The organism is Brevibacterium yomogidense (genome assembly GCF_900163715.1).
Taxonomy (GTDB): Bacteria; Actinomycetota; Actinomycetes; order Actinomycetales; family Brevibacteriaceae; genus Brevibacterium; species Brevibacterium yomogidense_A.
Map to the genome: position 1 here is coordinate 271,688 of NZ_FWFF01000001.1, position 16,955 is coordinate 288,642.

Annotated in this window: 16 protein-coding genes; 11 read left to right on the forward strand and 5 right to left on the reverse strand. The window is 70.1% G+C overall.

The window, feature by feature from the left end; genetic code table 11:
- Positions 1-25 precede the first annotated feature (25 nt).
- The 7 genes from ureG (at position 26) to FM105_RS01115 (ending at position 6,154) form a co-directional block, all read left to right on the forward strand.
- Positions 26-640 carry an urease accessory protein UreG gene (gene ureG, locus FM105_RS01085; RefSeq protein ID WP_087003393.1) on the forward strand — a complete coding sequence of 205 codons (615 nt, stop codon included), beginning with the start codon at positions 26-28 and terminating at the stop codon, positions 638-640.
- Positions 637-1,545, forward strand: coding sequence for an urease accessory protein UreD (locus tag FM105_RS01090; protein ID WP_087003396.1), 909 nt, complete (start codon positions 637-639; stop codon positions 1,543-1,545). The genes ureG and FM105_RS01090 overlap by 4 nt, the downstream gene beginning before the upstream one ends.
- Before the next feature lie 85 nt (positions 1,546-1,630).
- A complete protein-coding gene (locus FM105_RS01095) occupies positions 1,631-2,752 on the forward strand; it encodes a FecCD family ABC transporter permease (protein WP_256970128.1) in 1,122 nt (373 codons plus the stop codon).
- An 8-nt stretch (positions 2,753-2,760) separates the two neighbouring features.
- Positions 2,761-3,825 (forward strand): ABC transporter substrate-binding protein, encoded by a 1,065-nt coding sequence (locus FM105_RS01100; RefSeq protein WP_087003399.1) that lies wholly within the window; start codon positions 2,761-2,763, stop codon positions 3,823-3,825.
- On the forward strand, positions 3,822-4,592 hold the full coding sequence (locus FM105_RS01105) for an ABC transporter ATP-binding protein (protein ID WP_087003403.1): 771 nt from the start codon (positions 3,822-3,824) through the stop codon (positions 4,590-4,592). Before FM105_RS01100 ends, FM105_RS01105 begins: the two co-directional genes overlap by 4 nt.
- Positions 4,589-5,692, forward strand: coding sequence for a metalloregulator ArsR/SmtB family transcription factor (locus FM105_RS01110; protein WP_087003406.1), 1,104 nt, complete (start codon positions 4,589-4,591; stop codon positions 5,690-5,692). The genes FM105_RS01105 and FM105_RS01110 overlap by 4 nt, the downstream gene beginning before the upstream one ends.
- Positions 5,693-5,833: 141 nt before the next feature.
- The gene (locus FM105_RS01115) at positions 5,834-6,154 is read left to right on the forward strand and encodes a putative quinol monooxygenase (protein WP_087003409.1); all 321 of its coding nucleotides are present in this window, start codon (positions 5,834-5,836) and stop codon (positions 6,152-6,154) included.
- A gap of 219 nt (positions 6,155-6,373) precedes the next feature.
- On the opposite strand, the gene FM105_RS01120 is transcribed toward FM105_RS01115, so the two are convergent.
- The 5 genes from FM105_RS01120 to FM105_RS01140 all read right to left on the reverse strand — a co-directional run bounded on the left by FM105_RS01120 (position 6,374) and on the right by FM105_RS01140 (position 10,767).
- Entirely contained in the window at positions 6,374-7,087 is a 714-nt protein-coding gene (locus tag FM105_RS01120; protein ID WP_256970129.1) for a VOC family protein, read from the reverse strand.
- Between the two features lie 7 nt (positions 7,088-7,094).
- A complete protein-coding gene (locus tag FM105_RS01125) occupies positions 7,095-7,757 on the reverse strand; it encodes a VOC family protein (protein WP_087003415.1) in 663 nt (220 codons plus the stop codon).
- Positions 7,758-7,840: 83 nt separating this feature from the next.
- A complete protein-coding gene (locus FM105_RS01130; RefSeq protein ID WP_087003418.1) occupies positions 7,841-9,478 on the reverse strand; it encodes a peptidoglycan recognition protein family protein in 1,638 nt (545 codons plus the stop codon).
- Positions 9,479-9,810: 332 nt separating this feature from the next.
- Positions 9,811-10,134, reverse strand: coding sequence for a hypothetical protein (locus FM105_RS01135; protein ID WP_087003421.1), 324 nt, complete (start codon positions 10,132-10,134; stop codon positions 9,811-9,813).
- 141 nt (positions 10,135-10,275) lie between these two features.
- Positions 10,276-10,767, reverse strand: coding sequence for a hypothetical protein (locus FM105_RS01140; RefSeq protein WP_087003424.1), 492 nt, complete (start codon positions 10,765-10,767; stop codon positions 10,276-10,278).
- Between the two features lie 271 nt (positions 10,768-11,038).
- On the opposite strand from FM105_RS01140, the gene FM105_RS01145 reads away from it, so the two are divergent.
- From FM105_RS01145 to FM105_RS01160, 4 genes are read left to right on the forward strand one after another with little or no spacing between them, the layout of a single operon-like run.
- Positions 11,039-12,826 carry a TIGR04028 family ABC transporter substrate-binding protein gene (locus FM105_RS01145; protein WP_256970130.1) on the forward strand — a complete coding sequence of 596 codons (1,788 nt, stop codon included), beginning with the start codon at positions 11,039-11,041 and terminating at the stop codon, positions 12,824-12,826.
- 2 nt (positions 12,827-12,828) lie between these two features.
- Entirely contained in the window at positions 12,829-14,013 is a 1,185-nt protein-coding gene (locus FM105_RS01150) for an ABC transporter permease (RefSeq protein ID WP_087003428.1), read from the forward strand.
- Complete coding sequence (locus tag FM105_RS01155; RefSeq protein ID WP_087003431.1) at positions 14,010-14,897, forward strand: ABC transporter permease; 888 nt, start codon at positions 14,010-14,012, stop codon at positions 14,895-14,897. Before FM105_RS01150 ends, FM105_RS01155 begins: the two co-directional genes overlap by 4 nt.
- Positions 14,894-16,951 carry a dipeptide ABC transporter ATP-binding protein gene (locus FM105_RS01160; RefSeq protein ID WP_087003434.1) on the forward strand — a complete coding sequence of 686 codons (2,058 nt, stop codon included), beginning with the start codon at positions 14,894-14,896 and terminating at the stop codon, positions 16,949-16,951. Before FM105_RS01155 ends, FM105_RS01160 begins: the two co-directional genes overlap by 4 nt.
- Positions 16,952-16,955: the final 4 nt, after the last annotated feature.

Consider the following 16,955-nt stretch of genomic DNA (forward strand, 5'->3'; position numbering starts at 1 on the left):
ACCAGACACAGTCAGGAGCAGCACGATGAAACCAGTTCGCATCGGAGTCGGCGGCCCGGTCGGAGCCGGCAAGACCCAGCTGGTGGAGCGCATCACCCGCGCTCTGCAGGACAAGTTCTCGATGGCCGCCATCACGAACGACATCTACACGATCGAGGACGCGAAGATCCTCGCCGCGGACGGGGTCCTCCCCCTGGACCGGATCATCGGCATCGAGACGGGTGGCTGCCCCCACACCGCCATCCGCGAGGACACCTCGATGAACGAGGCGGCGATCACGGAGCTCAAGCGCCGGCACGAGGACCTCGACATCGTCTTCGTCGAATCCGGCGGCGACAACCTCTCCGCCACGTTCAGCCCGGAGCTCGTCGACTTCTCGATCTATGTCATCGACGTCGCGCAGGGCGAGAAGATCCCCCGCAAGGCGGGTCAGGGCATGATCAAATCGGACTTCTTCGTCATCAACAAGACGGACCTCGCACCCATGGTGGGCGCGGACCTGAGCGTCATGGAGGCGGACTCGAAGCAGTTCCGCGGCGAGCGCCCCTTCGGCTTCACCAACCTGAGGACGGACGAGGGCCTGGACGCGATCCTCTCCTGGATCCGCCGCGACGTGATGATGGCAGACCTGGCTCAGTGACGGACTCCCGCGCCACCGTTGATCGGGCCGACGCACTCGCCGGGCCGGTCGGCAGTCTCCGACTGCACGTCGCGAACAGGGGCGATCGGGCCATCGCCACGGACCAGTACTTCCAGGGCGCGCTGCGCGTCCTGCGGCCGCACTACCTCGATGAGTCGGGGCAGGTGACGTACACGATCGTGAATCCGGGGGGCGGATACCTGGGCGGCGACGTCTACGACATCGACGTGGAGGTCGCCCAGGACGCCTCGCTCCTGCTCACGACCCAGTCCGCGACGAAGGTCTACCGCACGCCGGAGGCCGCCGCGCACCAGCGCACGGTCTTCCGGCTGGGCCCGCGCGCCGTGCTGGAGAACCTGCCGGACCAGCTCATCGCCTACCGCGAAGCCCACTACGTGCAGGACACGGTCGTGGACATGGACGCATCCGCGACCTTCGTGACGGCTGAGATCATCACCCCGGGGTGGGCGCCCGACGGCACCCTGTTCACCTACGACGAGGTGCGGCTGCGCCAGGAGGTCCGCATCGACGAGGTCCCCGTCGTCCTCGACAGCCTCATCGTGCGCCCGGATGCTGGAGACGAGTCGGTCGAATCGACCCTGTTCATGGCCGGGCGCACGCACCTGGGCACACTGCTGGCGGTGGACGGCCGCATCGACGACGCGCTCGTCGCAGAGGTCCGTGCCCTGGTCGACACCGCGCTTCAGGAGCGCACCGGACCCAGCACCGCAGGCCGCGGGCACGTCACGCCCGTCGCCGGCGTCTCCGCAGTCCCCGGCCCGGGACTCGCCGTCCGGGTCCTCGGCACCTCGACGGAGCACGTCCAGTCCGCCCTCATGGCGGTCGTGGACCTGCTGCGCGCGCGCTGGCGCGCACAGGACCCGGTGCACCTCCGCAAGTACTGAGCCGGCGCGCGACCCCACCTCCAGCACCCCCGCGCCTCCCACAACCCCACCGTGCCGTCCATCCGCCCGGTGCTAACGTGTCCGAGTGGACACATATTCGCCGTCGCGCGCACCGCGCTCTCCGCAGACGGCCGGACCGCCGGAGTCCGCTCGCCGCATCCTCGGGGTGGACCGTCAGCGACGGCGGGGCCGGATCTGGCTCACCGTTCTCACGATCGGCCTCGTCCTCACCGCCATCGCGGGCATCGCACTGGGCTCCGTGGGGATCGCGCCGCAGCACGTGGCGGGGATCCTCGGCCACCACCTGTTCGGGCTCCCCGTCGGTTCCTGGTCGCCCGCGGACGAGGCGATCGTCTGGCAGGTCAGGACCCCGCGCATGGCGCTGGGCCTGTGCGTCGGCGCGGGGCTGGCCGTGTGCGGCATGGCCCTGCAGGCGATGGTCCGCAACGTGCTCGCCGATCCGTACCTGCTCGGTGTGAACTCCGGAGCCTCGTCCGGTGCGGCAGCCGCGATCCTGTTCGGCGCCGGCGCCGTGCTGGGCGAGCACGCTCTCCAGGGCAGTGCGTTCCTCGGCGCCCTCGCCGCGTCACTCCTCGTCTACGCGGTCGCGCGATCCGGCGGCCGGGTCACGTCGCTCCGCCTGCTGTTCGCCGGCGTCGCCGTCGGGTACGCGCTCTACGCGCTCACCAGCTTCCTCATCTTCGCGAGCGGGTCCGCCGAGGGCGCCCGCTCCGTCATGTTCTGGCTGCTGGGCTCTTTGTCGCTGGCGCAGTGGGGCACCCCGCTCCTCGCCGTCGCCGTGGTCACGCTCATCACCGTCGTCGTGCTGACGCTGCACGGCGGGCACCTCGATGCGATGGCCGCCGGCGATGAGACCGCGCGCACCCTGGGCATCTCCCCCGAGGTCCTGCGCACCGGCCTGCTCCTCCTCGTCTCGCTGTGCATCGGTGTGCTCGTGTCCGCGTCCGGCAGCATCGGCTTCGTCGGACTGGTCGTCCCCCACCTCGCGCGCCGGATCGTCGGCTCCGCACATGCCCGCGCGGTGCCGATCACCGCACTGCTGGGCGGCCTGCTGCTGGTGTGGGCGGACGTCGCGGCCCGCACCGCCCTGGCGCCGCAGGAGATCCCCATCGGCATCCTCACAGCACTCGTGGGCGCCCCGTTCCTCCTCATCCTGATCCGCCGGATGCAGGCCACCACCGCATGAGGTCACCCATGTCCCCACATCCCCGCCCCACCCGGCCCGCCGGCTCCCATCTGCGCACCCTCGTCCTCGCCGCCGCCTCGGGCCTGGTGCTGTCCGCGTGCGGAGCAGGCGACACCGCCGCCGAGGCCCCGGCCGGCTCCCAGCAGGAGGCTGAATCCCAGCAGGAGGCCGGATCCCAGCAGTACGGCGACGGCCAGCCGGTCACCGTCACGAACTGCGGTGCCGAGGTGACGTTCGAGTCCCCGCCGGAGCGGCTCGTCCTGCTGAAGTCCGCACCCGTCGCCGCCCTGCACGCGCTGGGGGTGCTGGACCGCGCGGTCGCCCGCGCGGGTGCGTACCCGGAGGAGTACTGGGATGCGGACACGCACACGCAGCTCGAGCAGATCCCGGAGCTCACGTCGAACGTCGACGGCACCGGCCACCTGCACATCTCGAAGGACGTCGTCATCGCCCAGGAGCCGGACGTCGTGTTCGGCGAGGTGGAGAACCTGCCGCGGAGCGGGCTGGCCGATCTGGGGATCCCCGTCCTCGAGGAGCCCCTGCTCTGCACCAACCAGGCGGACACGTCGCCGGACTTCGCCGATGTGGGTGAGCAGATGCGCCTCTACGGCGAAGTCTTCGATGAGGCGGAGCGCGCCGACGAGGTCGCCGACGGGCTCGCACAGCGGGTCGACGCGGTCCGCACGCGCACGGAGGACGCTCCCGATCGCACTGCCGCCGTGCTGTACCCCACCGTGGGCGGCGGCACGACCTACGCCTACGGCACGGGCTCGATGGCTCAGGCCCAGCTGGAGGCTGCCGGGTTCGCCAACGTGTTCGGCGAGCAGCGGGAGCGGGTGTTCGAGGTGACGGCGGAGCAGCTGCTGGGCCGGGACCCGGACGTCGTCATCCTCCTCCACTCGGACGGGGATCCGCAGGCGGTCGAGCAATCGCTCGCGCAGCTGCCCGGTGCGGACCAGCTGACCGCGGTGCAGGACGGGACCGTCATGGCGCAGCTGCTCCACTTCTCCGAGCCCGCGACGCCGCTGGCGGTCGACGGCCTCGAGCAGATCGCGGAGAGGTTCGACCGATGATCAGCGCATCCGGGCTCACTGTCGCGTTCGGGGACACCACGGTCGTGCGCGACGTCTCGCTGTCGACGCTGGACGGCGGTGTCGTGGGGCTCATCGGGCCGAACGGCAGCGGGAAGACGACGGTGCTGCGCATGCTCCACGGCGCGCTGCGTCCGCGCGCGGGATCGGTCGCCCTGGACGACGTGCCGCTGGAGGACATGTCCGCGCGGGACATCGCCCGGGTGCTCGCCGTCGTCGTCCAGGAGGAGCAGTCGGACACCTCGATGACAGTCGGCGAGATGGTGCTGATGGGCCGCCTCCCGCATCTGCCCAGCTTCGCGCGGACCCGGGACGAGGACCATCTCGTCGCGGCCCGGGCGCTGGAGCAGGTGGGTGCGGACCACCTCGGCGGCAGGGTCTTCACGAGCCTGTCGGGAGGCGAGCGGCAGCGGGTGCTCATCGCACGCGCGGTCGCGCAGCAGGGGACCCACCTGCTGCTGGACGAGCCGACCAACCACCTGGACATCCGCTATCAGCACGACGTCCTGCGGCTGGTCCGCAGGCTCGGGACGACGACCGTCGTGGTGCTGCACGACCTCAACCTGGCGGCCCGCTACTGCGACCGACTGGTCCTGCTCGAGGAGGGGACGGTGGCCGCGAGCGGCACACCTCGCGAGGTGCTCACCCCGGACCTCATCCGCCGTGTCTACGGCATCGGAGCGACACCGCTCGAGGCGGAGGGGTCGCTGCAGCTGCTGTTCGCACCGCTGACGGAGGGGGCCGCATGAGCGCGCAGAAGAGGAGCACTGTGGAGGAGTCCGACGAGCTCCAGGCCACCATCACGCACTACTGGGACGGGCGGGCGCGCGCCTACGATGCGCACCAGCTGCGGGATGACCGGGCCTCGGCCGATCACGCCGCGTGGAGCCGCGCCCTCACCCGCGCGCTGCCGGACGGTCCCCTCGATGTGCTCGACGTCGGCACCGGATCCGGGTACCTCGCGTTCCTGCTCGCGGACCTGCGCCACCGCGTGACGGGGATCGATCTGTCGAGCCGGATGCTCGCCCTCGCCACAGACCACGCCCGCGACCGTCGTGCCGCGGATCAGCCGACCGCCGCGTTCGTGCTTGGCGATGCGATGGCCCCTGCGTTCTCCGCGCAGTCGTTCGATGCCGTGGTCAACCGCTATGTCATGTGGACGCTGCACGATCCGTTCACGGCGCTCACGCGGTGGCGACGGCTGCTGCGGCCGGGCGGACGGATCGTGCTCATCGACGCCCCGTGGTTCCCGTACGGCATCGAGGCGAACACGACGGAGGGGTTCGCCGACCACTACGGGGGCACGGTCGCTGAACAGCTGCCGCTGGCCGAGGCGACGAGCATCGAGGATACCGTCGCGCTGGTGCGCCGGGCGGGGTTCCAGCACGTGAGCGCGACGCCGCTCACGGAGATCCTGGAGCTCGACGCGACGATGGGCACCGTGCCCGGTCATCATGTGCAGCTGCAGCACCTCATCAGCGGTGTCGCGCCAGAGGTCGTCGATGGCGTCGGCGCTCATCGCGACGTCGCGGTGAGTGCGGTTGAGGCACTGGAGGAGGGGATCGACGGATGGACCCGCGCCTTCGCCGTCTGCTCTGATCCGACGCGGCTGCGGCTGCTGGTCGCGCTGCATTCGGCACCGGAGGCTGCGGTGTCGGAGCTCGCCGAGGCCGTCGGCAGCACCCCGAACGCGGTCACCCAGGCGCTGCGCCGGCTCGAGGACGCGGGGGTCGCCGTACCGCGGCGGGACGGCCGGCACCGGCGCTGGCGGCTGATCGACGACCGCATCCACCAGCTGCTGCACCATGCCTCCGCGCCGCATTCATCGCTGCACCCCGAACATCCGTGACGCGCTGTCGATATGTGACGCGATGGCGATCCGGGGCGTCGATGAGAGGATGATCGTGACGGTCCGGGCCATCGAGAGGTCCACACGCGCCTCAGGAGCTCGGGCCGGAACATCATGTGAGTCGATCCTGCAGGAGGAACCGTGTACTTCATCGCCGTCCGTTTCGAGGTCAAGCCGGAGAGCGTCGAGAGCTTCCCGGAGGCCGTCCGCGAATTCACCGAGGCCGTCCGCGCGGAGGAGGGCAACCTCTTCTTCGACTGGTCCAAGAGCCTGGAGAAGGACAACGAGTACGTGCTCATCGAGGGCTACACGAACGAAGGCGCGGCACCGCACGTCCAGAGCGACCACTTCGCGAAGGGCCTCGAGGCGATCCGCCCGCACCTCACCAGGACCCCGAGCATCATCTCCCGCAAGGTCGAGGGCAACGGGTGGGACGAGATGGGCGAGCTCAAGCTCGACTGAGCTCCGCACTCCCGACTGCGCAGGACCGGCCCGTCACTCCATGCGGAGTGGCGGGCCGGTCGTCTGTGCGGCACACCAGTCCTGGCCGCGACCGAGGACGTCCCCGCGGGGACGTCCTGCAGCAGGTGCACCCACCCGCGCTGAGGCAGAACCCACCATGGGCAACCGAGGCGTCCCCGCGGGGACGCGGTGCGACAGAAACGTCCCCGCGGGGACGGTTCAGGGATGACCCGGCGAGACGAGGGCGAACTCCCCGCGTGGACCACTGAGCACCGCCCGGAAGCCGGGATCCGCGTCGTCGACAGACGCGACCCGCTCCCCCGTCAGGACGTCGATCGCCCCCGTCAGCCCGTCCGGGTCCGGTCCGAAGAACTCAAGACGCTCCAGCACGAGGGCGCCCTCGAACGAGGCCGCCACTTCCCCGCGTGAGGCCCCCTCCCGCAGCGTGTTCGCCGGGTGCGGGGACGTCCCCCAGTCGATGAGGAACGGCTGCGCCCCGCCGAATGCCAACGGCGTCCGACGGGTGAGCCGCCACTCCAGACGTCCCCCGTCCGGCGTCGCCCTCGTCATGTCGAACACGTTCCCGTAGTCGACACCTGCCACATCTGCAGCCTTGACCGTCCCGTCGAAATCGTCCGGGTGCACGGCCCACCGCTGAGCGCAGATCCCCGTCACACCGGGCAGGGAGCGCGCGGCGAGCGCGGGATCCTGATCCGGATCCGGTCCCAGGATCTCCAGGTACGTCAGGGACTCGTCACCCCAGCCGCGAGGCACCATCGACACGAGGTGGTTCGCCGTCCCACGGCCCGGATGGCTGCCGCCCGGGACCGAGCGGACACCGGTGAGCTCCTCGAACTCGGCGACTCCCGCCGCCAGGTCCGGCACCGCGACGACGAGGTGGTCGAACGTCCCCGGGACGCCGTCAGCACTCACGCCCATCTCAGAGGGTGACAGTGCCGTTGGGTGTGCCCAGCCGTGCACTCATGCCCACCTCGGAGCCCTGTTCGACGTCCGTGCCGTCGGCACCGAGGACGCCCAGCGGCGGCCGCAGAGCCGTCGGATCGGAGTGGGTGAGGGTGAGCGATTCGAGCGTGAGGACGGGCATGTCCTTCGACGCCGGATGCGGGGACTCGCCCCAGTCGATGAGGAACGGCTGCAGTCCGCCGAACGGCAGCGCGCCGCGCACCGTCAGACGCCACTCCAGCAGATCGCCCTCGAGCGTGCGCCGCGAGAGGTCCTGCACCTCGCCGAAGTCGACGCCCTCCGCCTCCGCCCGCGCCACCACCGCGTCGAAGCCCGCCGGGTGGATCGCCCACGTCTGCAGCCGCGGCGCATCGACGTCGTCGACGCCCAGCGGACGCACGGTCCCCTCCTCGAGGTCCTGCTCCGGGTCGGGCCCGAGGATCTCCAGGTACGTGAGCGGACGCGGCTCCTCCGCCCAGTCGGCCGGCTGCAGCCGCAGGAGGTAGTTGGCGGTCCCCCGCCCCTCGTGCGCACCGCCGAAGACGGGCTGCACGCCGGTGGCCTCCGCGAACTCCGCGACCCCGGCCTCCAGGTCGGGAACGACGTAGACGAGATGGTCGAGGGTCTGTGTGATCGTCATGATCAGACTCTACCGACTCGGCGTGCGCACGGGAGGGCGTCAGTCCTCCCGCGGCAGGGCACCGGACCTCCCGCGAGAAGGCGTCAGTCCTGGGCGACTCCGGGCGACAGCTGCTCGACACCGGCGCCGAGGCCGTCGTCCGAGCCCTTGTCGCCAGACTTCTCGCCCTTTCCCTTCTTGTCCTTCTTCTCCTTGGACTCACCGTCGGACTTCTTCTTGTCCGACTTCTTGTCCTCGGACTTCTTCTTGTCCTTGTCGGACTGCGCGTCGACGCTGCGCTCACCTTCCTGCATCGCGACGGCGGTGGAGCGCACGTCCCCCAGCGCGGAGTAGAACGCGTCACCCGGGCAGCTGGTCGTGCCCACGTCGCGGTGGCCGATCACGGTGCGCATCCGCTCACCCGCCACGGTCGTCTTCGCGTCCGCCGAGGTGCCGCTGAGCGACAGCTTCCACGCGATCGCGCCGCTGACCGCGTCGAGCGTCTTCTGCGGCGGCGCCTTCGACTCGAACGTCCCCAGCACGGAGATGCCGAACGTCCCGGTGTTGTAGCCCGCGGCGTGGGCCCCGACGACGGCCTTCGACAGCCCGCCCGCGCGGCCCTCCCAGAGGCGTCCGTACTTGTCCGCGAACATGTTGTAGCCGACGTCGTCCCAGCCCTGGCCCTCGACATGGAAGGTGTGGATGCCGCGCAGGATCGCGGGCACGTCCTCGGCGTCGTAGTCGTTCGCGCCGGCGGTGTGGTGGACGACTGCCGCCGTCGCCTCGTCCGCGATCGCCGGGTCAGTGCTGCCGATGGATTCGTCTGCGCCCCAGTCGTCACGACTGCGGACCTTCGGCTTGTCCGTCTTCTTCACCGAGGACGACACGGGCTGCGCCGCGGTGGCGCTGCCCGGCACGTACGACATCTGCCGTGCGTCGAGGCCGTCCTCTGCTGCGGCACCGTCGCCGGTGTCCGCTTCGGTGCCCGAATCGGGCTCCTCAGCCGGCTGCTGCGGTGCGACGGGCACGTTGTCCTGGACGGCCTCGGCGTCGGAATCGCGACGTTCGGGGTCGACCAGCAGCACACGAGTGCCCTCCGGCTCCCATCCGTCGCCCAGGATCCGCACCTGAGCGCTCTGCGCGCCCGCGACGTAGTAGGGGTCGGTGCCGGGACTGCCCTTGCCGCCCTCATCGTCCGTGTCGCTCTGGAGCTCGGACCAGTTCGACCACTGGCCTGCCTGCTTCGTGCGGATCTCGAAGCGGACGTCGGAATGCTCGTCGTACACGAGCCCGACGATGCCCAGCCCGTCGTCCGGCATGTCGATCTCGTCCGTGAGGCCGGCGATCGTGATGCCGTCCTCGGTCGTATCCGACACGGATCCGTAGGTGCCGGACATGGGGGTCGCGGTGGCTGCCGAGCCCTGCGCCTGTCCGCCGGATGCCGGCTGACCGGAGGATGCCGGCTGTGCGTTCACTCCAGTCTGTGCACCGGGTGCGCGCAGCAGCGAGGGCAGGTTGGAGACTCGATCGGTGAAGCTCGAGCCGGTCGCATCGAAGGTCGTGGCCGATGACGAGCGGGCGCCGGGAAGCTCCAGGCCCGCCTGATCGACGTCCGAGAGCTTCGATTCGGTCAGTTCGGGCGCCTCATCGACCGCAGCGATCGACGGGGCGCCGTGGGCGGTGGAGAGTATGAAGAGCGCAGCCGTACCAGCGACTGCGGCGACAAGGGGTCGCGCATGCATGTCAAGAACCTCTGTTCGCGGGGAAGAAGAAGCGCGACCCGCACGGATCTCCCGCGCGCGACGCACCTGAACTCACAGGGGTGGGTCTGTCCACTCAACATGCTGGCACATCTCAGGGGCGCTGGGTCGGCGCCACGCTCGGCGCGTCACAGTCCGCAATTCGTCACAGTCCGCTCATCCCGCGGACCGATTCCACGGACCTGTGCCCTCCCAGCGCCCTCAGCATCGTCGGCGACTGCTGTCGGCGGCTGGCGTCAGGTACTCGTGTCAGCGACTGCGGCGAGCCGCTGCTGTCGACGGCCGGTGTGAGCCGCCGGTGTCAGCTAATGCTGTCAGCGGCCGCTCTCCGGGTTGATCGCGCCGGGGGCGTTCTGGGGGTCTCCCACGCTGTCGCCCTTCCGGCCCACCGGCTTGTCCGCCCAGCCGCCCGTCGGAGCATCCGCCGGGCTGGGCGCGACCGATTCGACGACGTGCGTCCCGTCAGGATTGCGGACGATCCGATCGCCGTGGGCCGCGCCCGCCACGTCGATCGCGATGTCGTCGGGCTCCGTGTAGTGCTCGGCCGCCGCGTAGTCGACCGCGCCGTCGCCCAGCACTTGGCGGGCTCCCTCATTCACCTTGTCGATCGGCCCCGATCCGCTCGAATTCGTCGCCACGTCGGCCTCCTCTGCTGGTCGTGTACCTGCTGGTCCTGTCCCTGCTGGTCCAGTCTCGCCTGACCCTGTCTCTGCTTGCCGTTCTTCTGGTCGTCGTGTCATCTGTCTCCGTTCACGTCCGTCGTGCAGCGCGGGGTGCTGTCACATCCACACCGGCTTGTCGGGGCGGTTCCGCAGCGCTTCGCTGGCCTCCGTGTCCGCCTGGTCATCGGCCGGGCTGGGTGCCATGGACTCCACGAGGTGCGACCCGTCGCCCTGGCGGGTGATCCGGTCGCCGTGGGCCCTGCCCGCCGCGTCGATCGCGCCGTCGTCGGGCTCCATGTAGAGCTCAGCCGCAGCGTAGTCGACCTCTGCGTCACCCAGGAACAGCCGGGCCCCCGCATTCAGCCGATCGATCGTCCTGCTGCCGCTGGTCTCCGCAGCGAGGGGATGGATCCTCCCCTCCGCGACCGCGATCCGCACACGATTGTGATCGGGGACCGCGTTCCGGTACTCCTCGTCTCTGCGCAGACCGCTCTCCGCGTCCTGATGCATCGCGCTGTCGCGATTGCGGTCAGGGTCCCGGCTCTCCACGGACATCCGGTGGAGATGCTCACGGGTATTGAGGACATGTTCACCATGCGACGTCATCATCACTGCCTCCCTGGGCCGTGCGTGCAGGGTCCCTCCAGTTTACCGGCGCCGCGCGCGCACGGCTATGGGTCAGCCGCGGCACTTCCGGATGAGTTGACACTTCAAGCGATCGACGGTTAGATCTCATACGTGATGACACGACCCGACTCTCTGCTGTGCTGGCGCCGCCGGCACATCGACAACATGGTCATCACCACGTCGTCCTGTTGAGCTGAGCCGCACCGACGGCTCTCACGCCCTCCCCGCTCGCTCTTCGGACGAAAAGAACACCGTGTCCTCACACACCCCCCGATCGACCTCACCCAGCCCTGTCCTGGGCGCACCGGCCAGCGCACACACCGCCGCCGAGGCCGTCCTCACCCCGCGCACCATTCCCCGGCGAGCGCTGCTGGGCGGCGGCCTGGGCCTCGGCGCCCTGCTCACCCTTGCCGCGTGCACGCCTGCGGACACCGCCGCCGTCGACCTCACCGGCGACCCCACGCCGGGCGGCGTGCTGCGGTACTTCGAGCCGCAGACCTGGACGACGCTGTTCCCACCGCAGGCGGGCTTCTACCCCAACGGCGGCATCGTCAACAACATCACCGACCGCCTGCTCTACCAGGACGAGGAGACACTCGACCTGCACCCGTGGATCGCGGAGGAGCTGCCGGAGGTCAACGAGGACGCGACCGAATTCGTCTTCCGCATCCGTGACGGCGTCACCTACTCCGACGGCTCACCACTGGACGCGGCGAACGTCGCGAAGAACTTCGACCTGTTCGGTCTGGGCGACAACGCCCGCGGCCTGCCGATCTCCGAGCAGATCACGAACTTTGCCGGCAGCGAGGTCGTCGACGACCGCACGGTCGTCTTCCGCTTCGACGCTCCCGCGCCGGGCTTCCCGCAGGCCACGTCGACGATGAACGCGGGCCTGCTGTCGAACGCGACGCTGGACCTGGACTCGGAGGGCTTCGGCCCCGGCCGCGCAACAGGGATCTCGACCTCCGGCCCGTTCTACATCGCCGATGAAGTCGTGGGCACCCGCCTGTCCGTCCGCGTCCGTGAGGACTACGACTGGGCACCGCCGCACGTCACACACCAGGGCCGGGCGTACCTGGACGGGCTCGACTACCTGGTGAACGCGGAGTACTCGGTGCGGATCGGCGCGCTGGTGTCCGGCCAGGCCGACGGTGTGCGCGACGTCCAGGCGCCGGACGAGGCCCGCATCGTGGAGAGGGACATCCAGCTCTTCGCACAGCCCACGAACGGCATCAACAACTGCATGAGCTTCCGTGAGCGCGACCCGATCCTCGCGGACGTCGAGGTCCGCCGGGCACTCACCGCCGCGATCGACCGTGAGCGCATCGTGAGCAAGCTGTTCACCGACAACTACCCCGTCGCCACCGGCATCCTGGCCACGAACGCGGCCGGCTACGTCGAAGCGCCCGGCGCGTGGGCATTCGATCCGGAGGAGGCGGACCGCATCCTCGACGAGGCCGGCTGGGAGCGACCCGCCGACGGCGGCTACCGGGTGAAGGACGGAACCCAGCTGAGTGTCCGGGTCAACATCGCGCTGCCGCAGCCTCGGTCGCGGGAGGTCCAGAGCCTCGTGCAGGAGGACTTCCGCCGCGTGGGCGCCCGACTCCTGATCAACGAGGGCGACCAGGCGCAGCAGACCATCGACTCCGCCAACCTGGACCGCGTGCAGATCTACCACTCGATGGTGGCGCGCGCGGACTACGACGTCGTCGCCAGCCAGTGGTCGGTGAACAACCGCAATGCGTTTCTCAACCACGATCCGGAGACGGACGAGTGGGGCGACGAGGAGGTCGAGCGGATCCTTGCGAAAGTCACCGGATCCGCCCGCGTGGAGGACCGGGAGGCCGCCGTCGCGGAGCTCCAGGAGCACTTCATCGACCAGGCCCTCGTCGTGCCGCTCTTCGAGGAGCCGCAGGTGTTCGGCTTCCGGCGGACCGTCCAGGGCTTCGGCACGGAGCCGGTGGGCCGTCCCCGCTTCTACTCCGTCTGGCTGGCCGACCCCGACCGGGCCGCTGACGCCGGCGAGATCTCGGAGGTCTGATCATGTCACCCACGCTCCGCTACATCCTGTCCCGTCTGGGCCAGGCCGTACTCGTTCTGTTCCTCGCCTTCACCCTCGCCGCACTGCTGCTCATGATCCTGCCGGGCGACGGCGTGCTGGCCCGCTTCGCGAACCCCGCCTTGGGTCTGTCCGCCGATCAGGTGGCGGACATCCGCGACTCCTACGGCGCCGACGCACCCTGGTACATCCAGTACTGGCAGTCGCTCGTGGGCTTCCTGCAGGGTGACTTCGGCTTCTCCGTGAACTCCGGTGCCGCGGTGTCCACGCTGATCACGGCAGCTCTGCCATCGACCGCGGTGCTGGCGCTGTGCGGCTTCGTCGCCGCGATCCTGTTGGCACTGATCGTCACGGTGCTCGCCTCCTACGGCAAGCCGCCGTGGCTGGCGAATGTCATCGACTCCGCGCCCGCCCTCTTCGTGTCCGTGCCGGTGTTCTGGCTGGGCATCGTCATCATCCAGGTGCTGAGCTTCCAGCTGGGCTGGGTGAACGTCGTGGACCCGGGGCCCGTCGAAGCACTCATCCTGCCGACGCTGACCCTGGCGATCCCACTGTCCGCACCGCTGGCACAGGTGCTCATCCGGGCGGTCGCCGATGTCCGGACCCAGTCGTTCGTCCACGTGTCCCGCGCGAAGGGCGCGTCCGAGGGCTGGCTGCTGGTGAACACCGTCATCCGCAATGCGACGCTGCCGGCCCTCACGATCGCGGGTCTGCTGTTCGGTGAGCTGGTCGCCGGTGCGGTCGTCACGGAGACGGTGTTCGGCCGCAACGGACTGGGCAGCCTCACCGCCCAGGCGGTCGCGAACCGCGACAACCCGGTGCTGCTGGCGATCGTCGTCATCGCGACGATCGGCTTCGTGCTGGTCAACCTGATCGTCGACCTGCTCTACCCGCTCGTCGATCCGCGCCTGCGCCACCGAGGGCGGGTCGGACGTGCCGCGCGGAAGCACCTGGCGACCAGCACGGCTGACCCGGCCGGCACCTCGGGCGCGGTGGGTGCCGGCACAGCTGGCGCCCCCGGCAACGGCACCTCCGGAACCCCCGGCACCTCTTCCTCGTCGAGTGAGTACAACCCGGACCAGAATTCTGGTTCCGGGGCCGGATCGCACTCACTCGATCGCACGGCGCGGGGATCCGGCACACAGAGCGCAGAGGAGTCCTCGTCATGAGCACCGTCGAACTCGCGGGCGCCGATTCCCGCTCCGCCGCGCAGCCGCCGGCCCGCGGCCGGAAGGGCTCGAGCCGCTCCACCGCGCGCACGTTCTTCACCCCGGGCACGATCATCGCCTCAGTCCTCCTGGGGATCACGATCATCTGGGCGCTGTTCCCGGGCCTCTTCACCGGCCACGATCCCGTCGACGGCGGGGACACCGCCGCGCTGCTGGCGCCGTCCGCCGAGCACTGGTTCGGCACGGACCAGATCGGCCGCGACGTGTACTCGCGCGTGGTCCACGGAGCGTCCCGGTCGTTGCTGGCAGCTCTCATCGCGGTGGGCGTCGGACTGGTCGTGGGCTCCGCGATCGGTCTGATCGCAGGCTCGCGCGGAGGCTGGGTCGGCGAGGTGCTCATGCGCATCGTCGACGTCCTGCTGTCCATCCCGGCCCTGCTCCTGAGCCTCACGATCGTCATCGTGCTGGGCTTCGGCATCGTGAACGTCGCGGTCGCGGTCGGGATCACGGCGATCGCCCAGTTCGCCCGGCTGTCCCGGTCGCAGGCGGTCACGATCATGCAGGCGGACTACGTGCAGGCGGCCTACGGGTCCGGGGGCACGTACTGGTCCGTCCTCCTGCGGCACGTGGTGCCCAACGCGGTGTCCGCCGTGCTCGCGCTCGCGGTTCTGCAGGTGGGCAGCGCGATCCTGCAGATCTCCACCCTGGGATTCCTGGGCTACGGCGCGCCCGCGCCCACACCGGAATGGGGCCTCATCATCGCGGAGGGTCGCAACTTCGTCGCCACCGCCTGGTGGCTGACCGTCCTGCCCGGCCTCATCGTCATGGCCGTCGTCGTGTCGACGCACCGCCTGGGCACCGCACTGCGAAAGGCAGCGGAATGAGCAGCGAAAACAGAGGACGCGGGCCGGCATCCCGCCCGACGGCCGCTCAGAAGCCGGCATCCCGCGGGGTCGGCACCGGTACGCCGGAGAAGTACCAGAGCCGCATCGGCATCGACTACTCGATCGAGTACCCGGAATCGTTCGCGCGGGCGGCTGCGGCAGCAGGCGCGGTTCCCCTCCTGAGCGTCCGCGATCTGGGGGTGGCGTACACGACGCGGTCGGGCGAGCCGTCTGCGGCGATCCGTGACGTCGACCTGGACATCCATGCGGGATCGATGACGGCTGTCGTCGGCGAATCAGGTTCGGGGAAGTCGACCACAGCTGGCGCGGTGATCGGCCTGCTGGCTTCGAACGCGCAGGTCACGAGCGGTGAGATCCGACTGAGCGCTCACGGCGACGACCCGGAGCTGGATCTGCGCGCCCTGTCGCCGCGCGAGTGGCAGAAGGTGCGCGGGGCGCGGATCGGGTACATCCCGCAGGATCCGGGCACGTCGCTCAATCCGCTGAAGACGGTGGGAGCGAACGTCGCGGAATCCCTGCGGCTGCACACCGGCCTGGGGTCGGCGCAGCGGCGAGCGCGTGTCCTCGAACTGCTGGACCGTGTGGGGATCGACCGGCCGCAGATGCGAGCGGAGCAGTACCCGCACGAACTGTCCGGCGGGATGCGCCAGCGCGCACTCATCGCCGCGGCGATCTCGTTGGATCCGCAGCTGCTCATCGCCGACGAGCCCACGTCCGCGCTGGACGTGACCGTGCAGAAGCGGATCCTCGACCTGCTCGACGAGCTGCGCCGTGAGGCCGGCACCGGGATCCTCTTCATCACCCACGATCTGGCGGTCGCGGCGGAGCGCGCCGACGACCTGGTCGTCGTGCGCGACGGGATCGTCGAGGAGCAGGGCCCGGCCCGCAGGCTGCTGGGCCGGCCGGAGAGCGAGTACACGCGCAGGCTGCTGGCCGACGCGCCCTCGATGCAGACACTGGTGGGGGCGGTGGCAGCGCCCGCGTCGTCGAGTGAGTACAACCCGGACCATTCCGGGACCGATCGGGCCGCTTTGCACTCACTCGATGAGGAGAACGCCCCCGCCGAGGCCGGAGTCGGCTCGGAGGAGTCCCGCACCACCGCCGAGGCCGGCGCCGGCTCCACAGAGCGCGTCGCCTCTGCGGGGTCCGGCACGCCCGCCTCTGCGGCACCACTCGTCGAGGTCCGCGGCCTCACTCAGGTGTTCGCCCGGGTGCCGCGAGATGAGGACGACGCGGACACCACGTCGACCACCGCCGCACCGGCTTCTCCCGTCACCGATGACACCGCGATCATCGGCATCGAGGATGTGAGCTTCACAGTCCCCGAGGGCACGACACTGGGCCTCGTCGGCGAATCCGGTTCGGGCAAGTCGACGATCGGTCGCGCGCTGGCGGGCTTCAGCACACCGCAGTCCGGGTCGATCCGCGTGGGCCACTACGAGGCGGAGAGCCTCTCCAAGCGGCAGCTGCGGGAGTTCCGCCGCACGGTGCAGCTCGTCCACCAGAACCCGGCGAGCGCGCTGGACCCCGTCCATTCTGTCGGAGCATCGATCGCGGAGCCGCTGCGGAACTTCCGGATCGGTTCGAAGGCGGACCGTGCCGACCGTGTCGCACAGGCGATGGAGCGCGTCGCGCTCGAACCGGGCCTGGCGTCACGGCGTCCCCGCGAACTGTCGGGCGGTCAGCTGCAGCGGGTCGCGATCGCGCGGGCGCTGGTCATCGAGCCGCGGCTGGTGGTGTTCGATGAGGCGGTGTCCGCCCTGGACGTGACGGTGCAGTCGCAGATCCTCGACCTCATCCAGCGGCTGCAGGAGGAGCTGGGACTCACGTACGTGTTCATCTCCCACGACCTCGCGGTGGTACGGCAGGTCGCGCACACCGTCACGGTCCTATCGCGCGGTCATCAGGTGGAGACAGGACCCGTCGAACAGGTCTTCGCCCGCCCGGAGGACCCGTACACGCAGCAGCTGCTCGCGGCGATCCCCCGGCCGCTCGACACCCAGGTGCTCGACCTGCAGGCACTGTCGATCTGACGCG

What these genes read in the sequence shown, in the direction of transcription:
- ureG (WP_087003393.1), top strand. Translation starts at nt 26, where the DNA reads ATGAAACCAGTTCGCATCGGAGTCGGCGGCCCGGTCGGAGCCGGCAAG.
- FM105_RS01100 (WP_087003399.1), top strand. Translation starts at nt 2,761, where the DNA reads ATGTCCCCACATCCCCGCCCCACCCGGCCCGCCGGCTCCCATCTGCGC.
- FM105_RS01105 (WP_087003403.1), top strand. Translation starts at nt 3,822, where the DNA reads ATGATCAGCGCATCCGGGCTCACTGTCGCGTTCGGGGACACCACGGTC.
- FM105_RS01110 (WP_087003406.1), top strand. Translation starts at nt 4,589, where the DNA reads ATGAGCGCGCAGAAGAGGAGCACTGTGGAGGAGTCCGACGAGCTCCAG.
- FM105_RS01125 (WP_087003415.1), bottom strand. Translation starts at nt 7,757, where the DNA reads ATGACGATCACACAGACCCTCGACCATCTCGTCTACGTCGTTCCCGAC.
- FM105_RS01130 (WP_087003418.1), bottom strand. Translation starts at nt 9,478, where the DNA reads ATGCATGCGCGACCCCTTGTCGCCGCAGTCGCTGGTACGGCTGCGCTC.
- FM105_RS01140 (WP_087003424.1), bottom strand. Translation starts at nt 10,767, where the DNA reads ATGATGACGTCGCATGGTGAACATGTCCTCAATACCCGTGAGCATCTC.
- FM105_RS01150 (WP_087003428.1), top strand. Translation starts at nt 12,829, where the DNA reads ATGTCACCCACGCTCCGCTACATCCTGTCCCGTCTGGGCCAGGCCGTA.
- FM105_RS01155 (WP_087003431.1), top strand. Translation starts at nt 14,010, where the DNA reads ATGAGCACCGTCGAACTCGCGGGCGCCGATTCCCGCTCCGCCGCGCAG.
- FM105_RS01160 (WP_087003434.1), top strand. Translation starts at nt 14,894, where the DNA reads ATGAGCAGCGAAAACAGAGGACGCGGGCCGGCATCCCGCCCGACGGCC.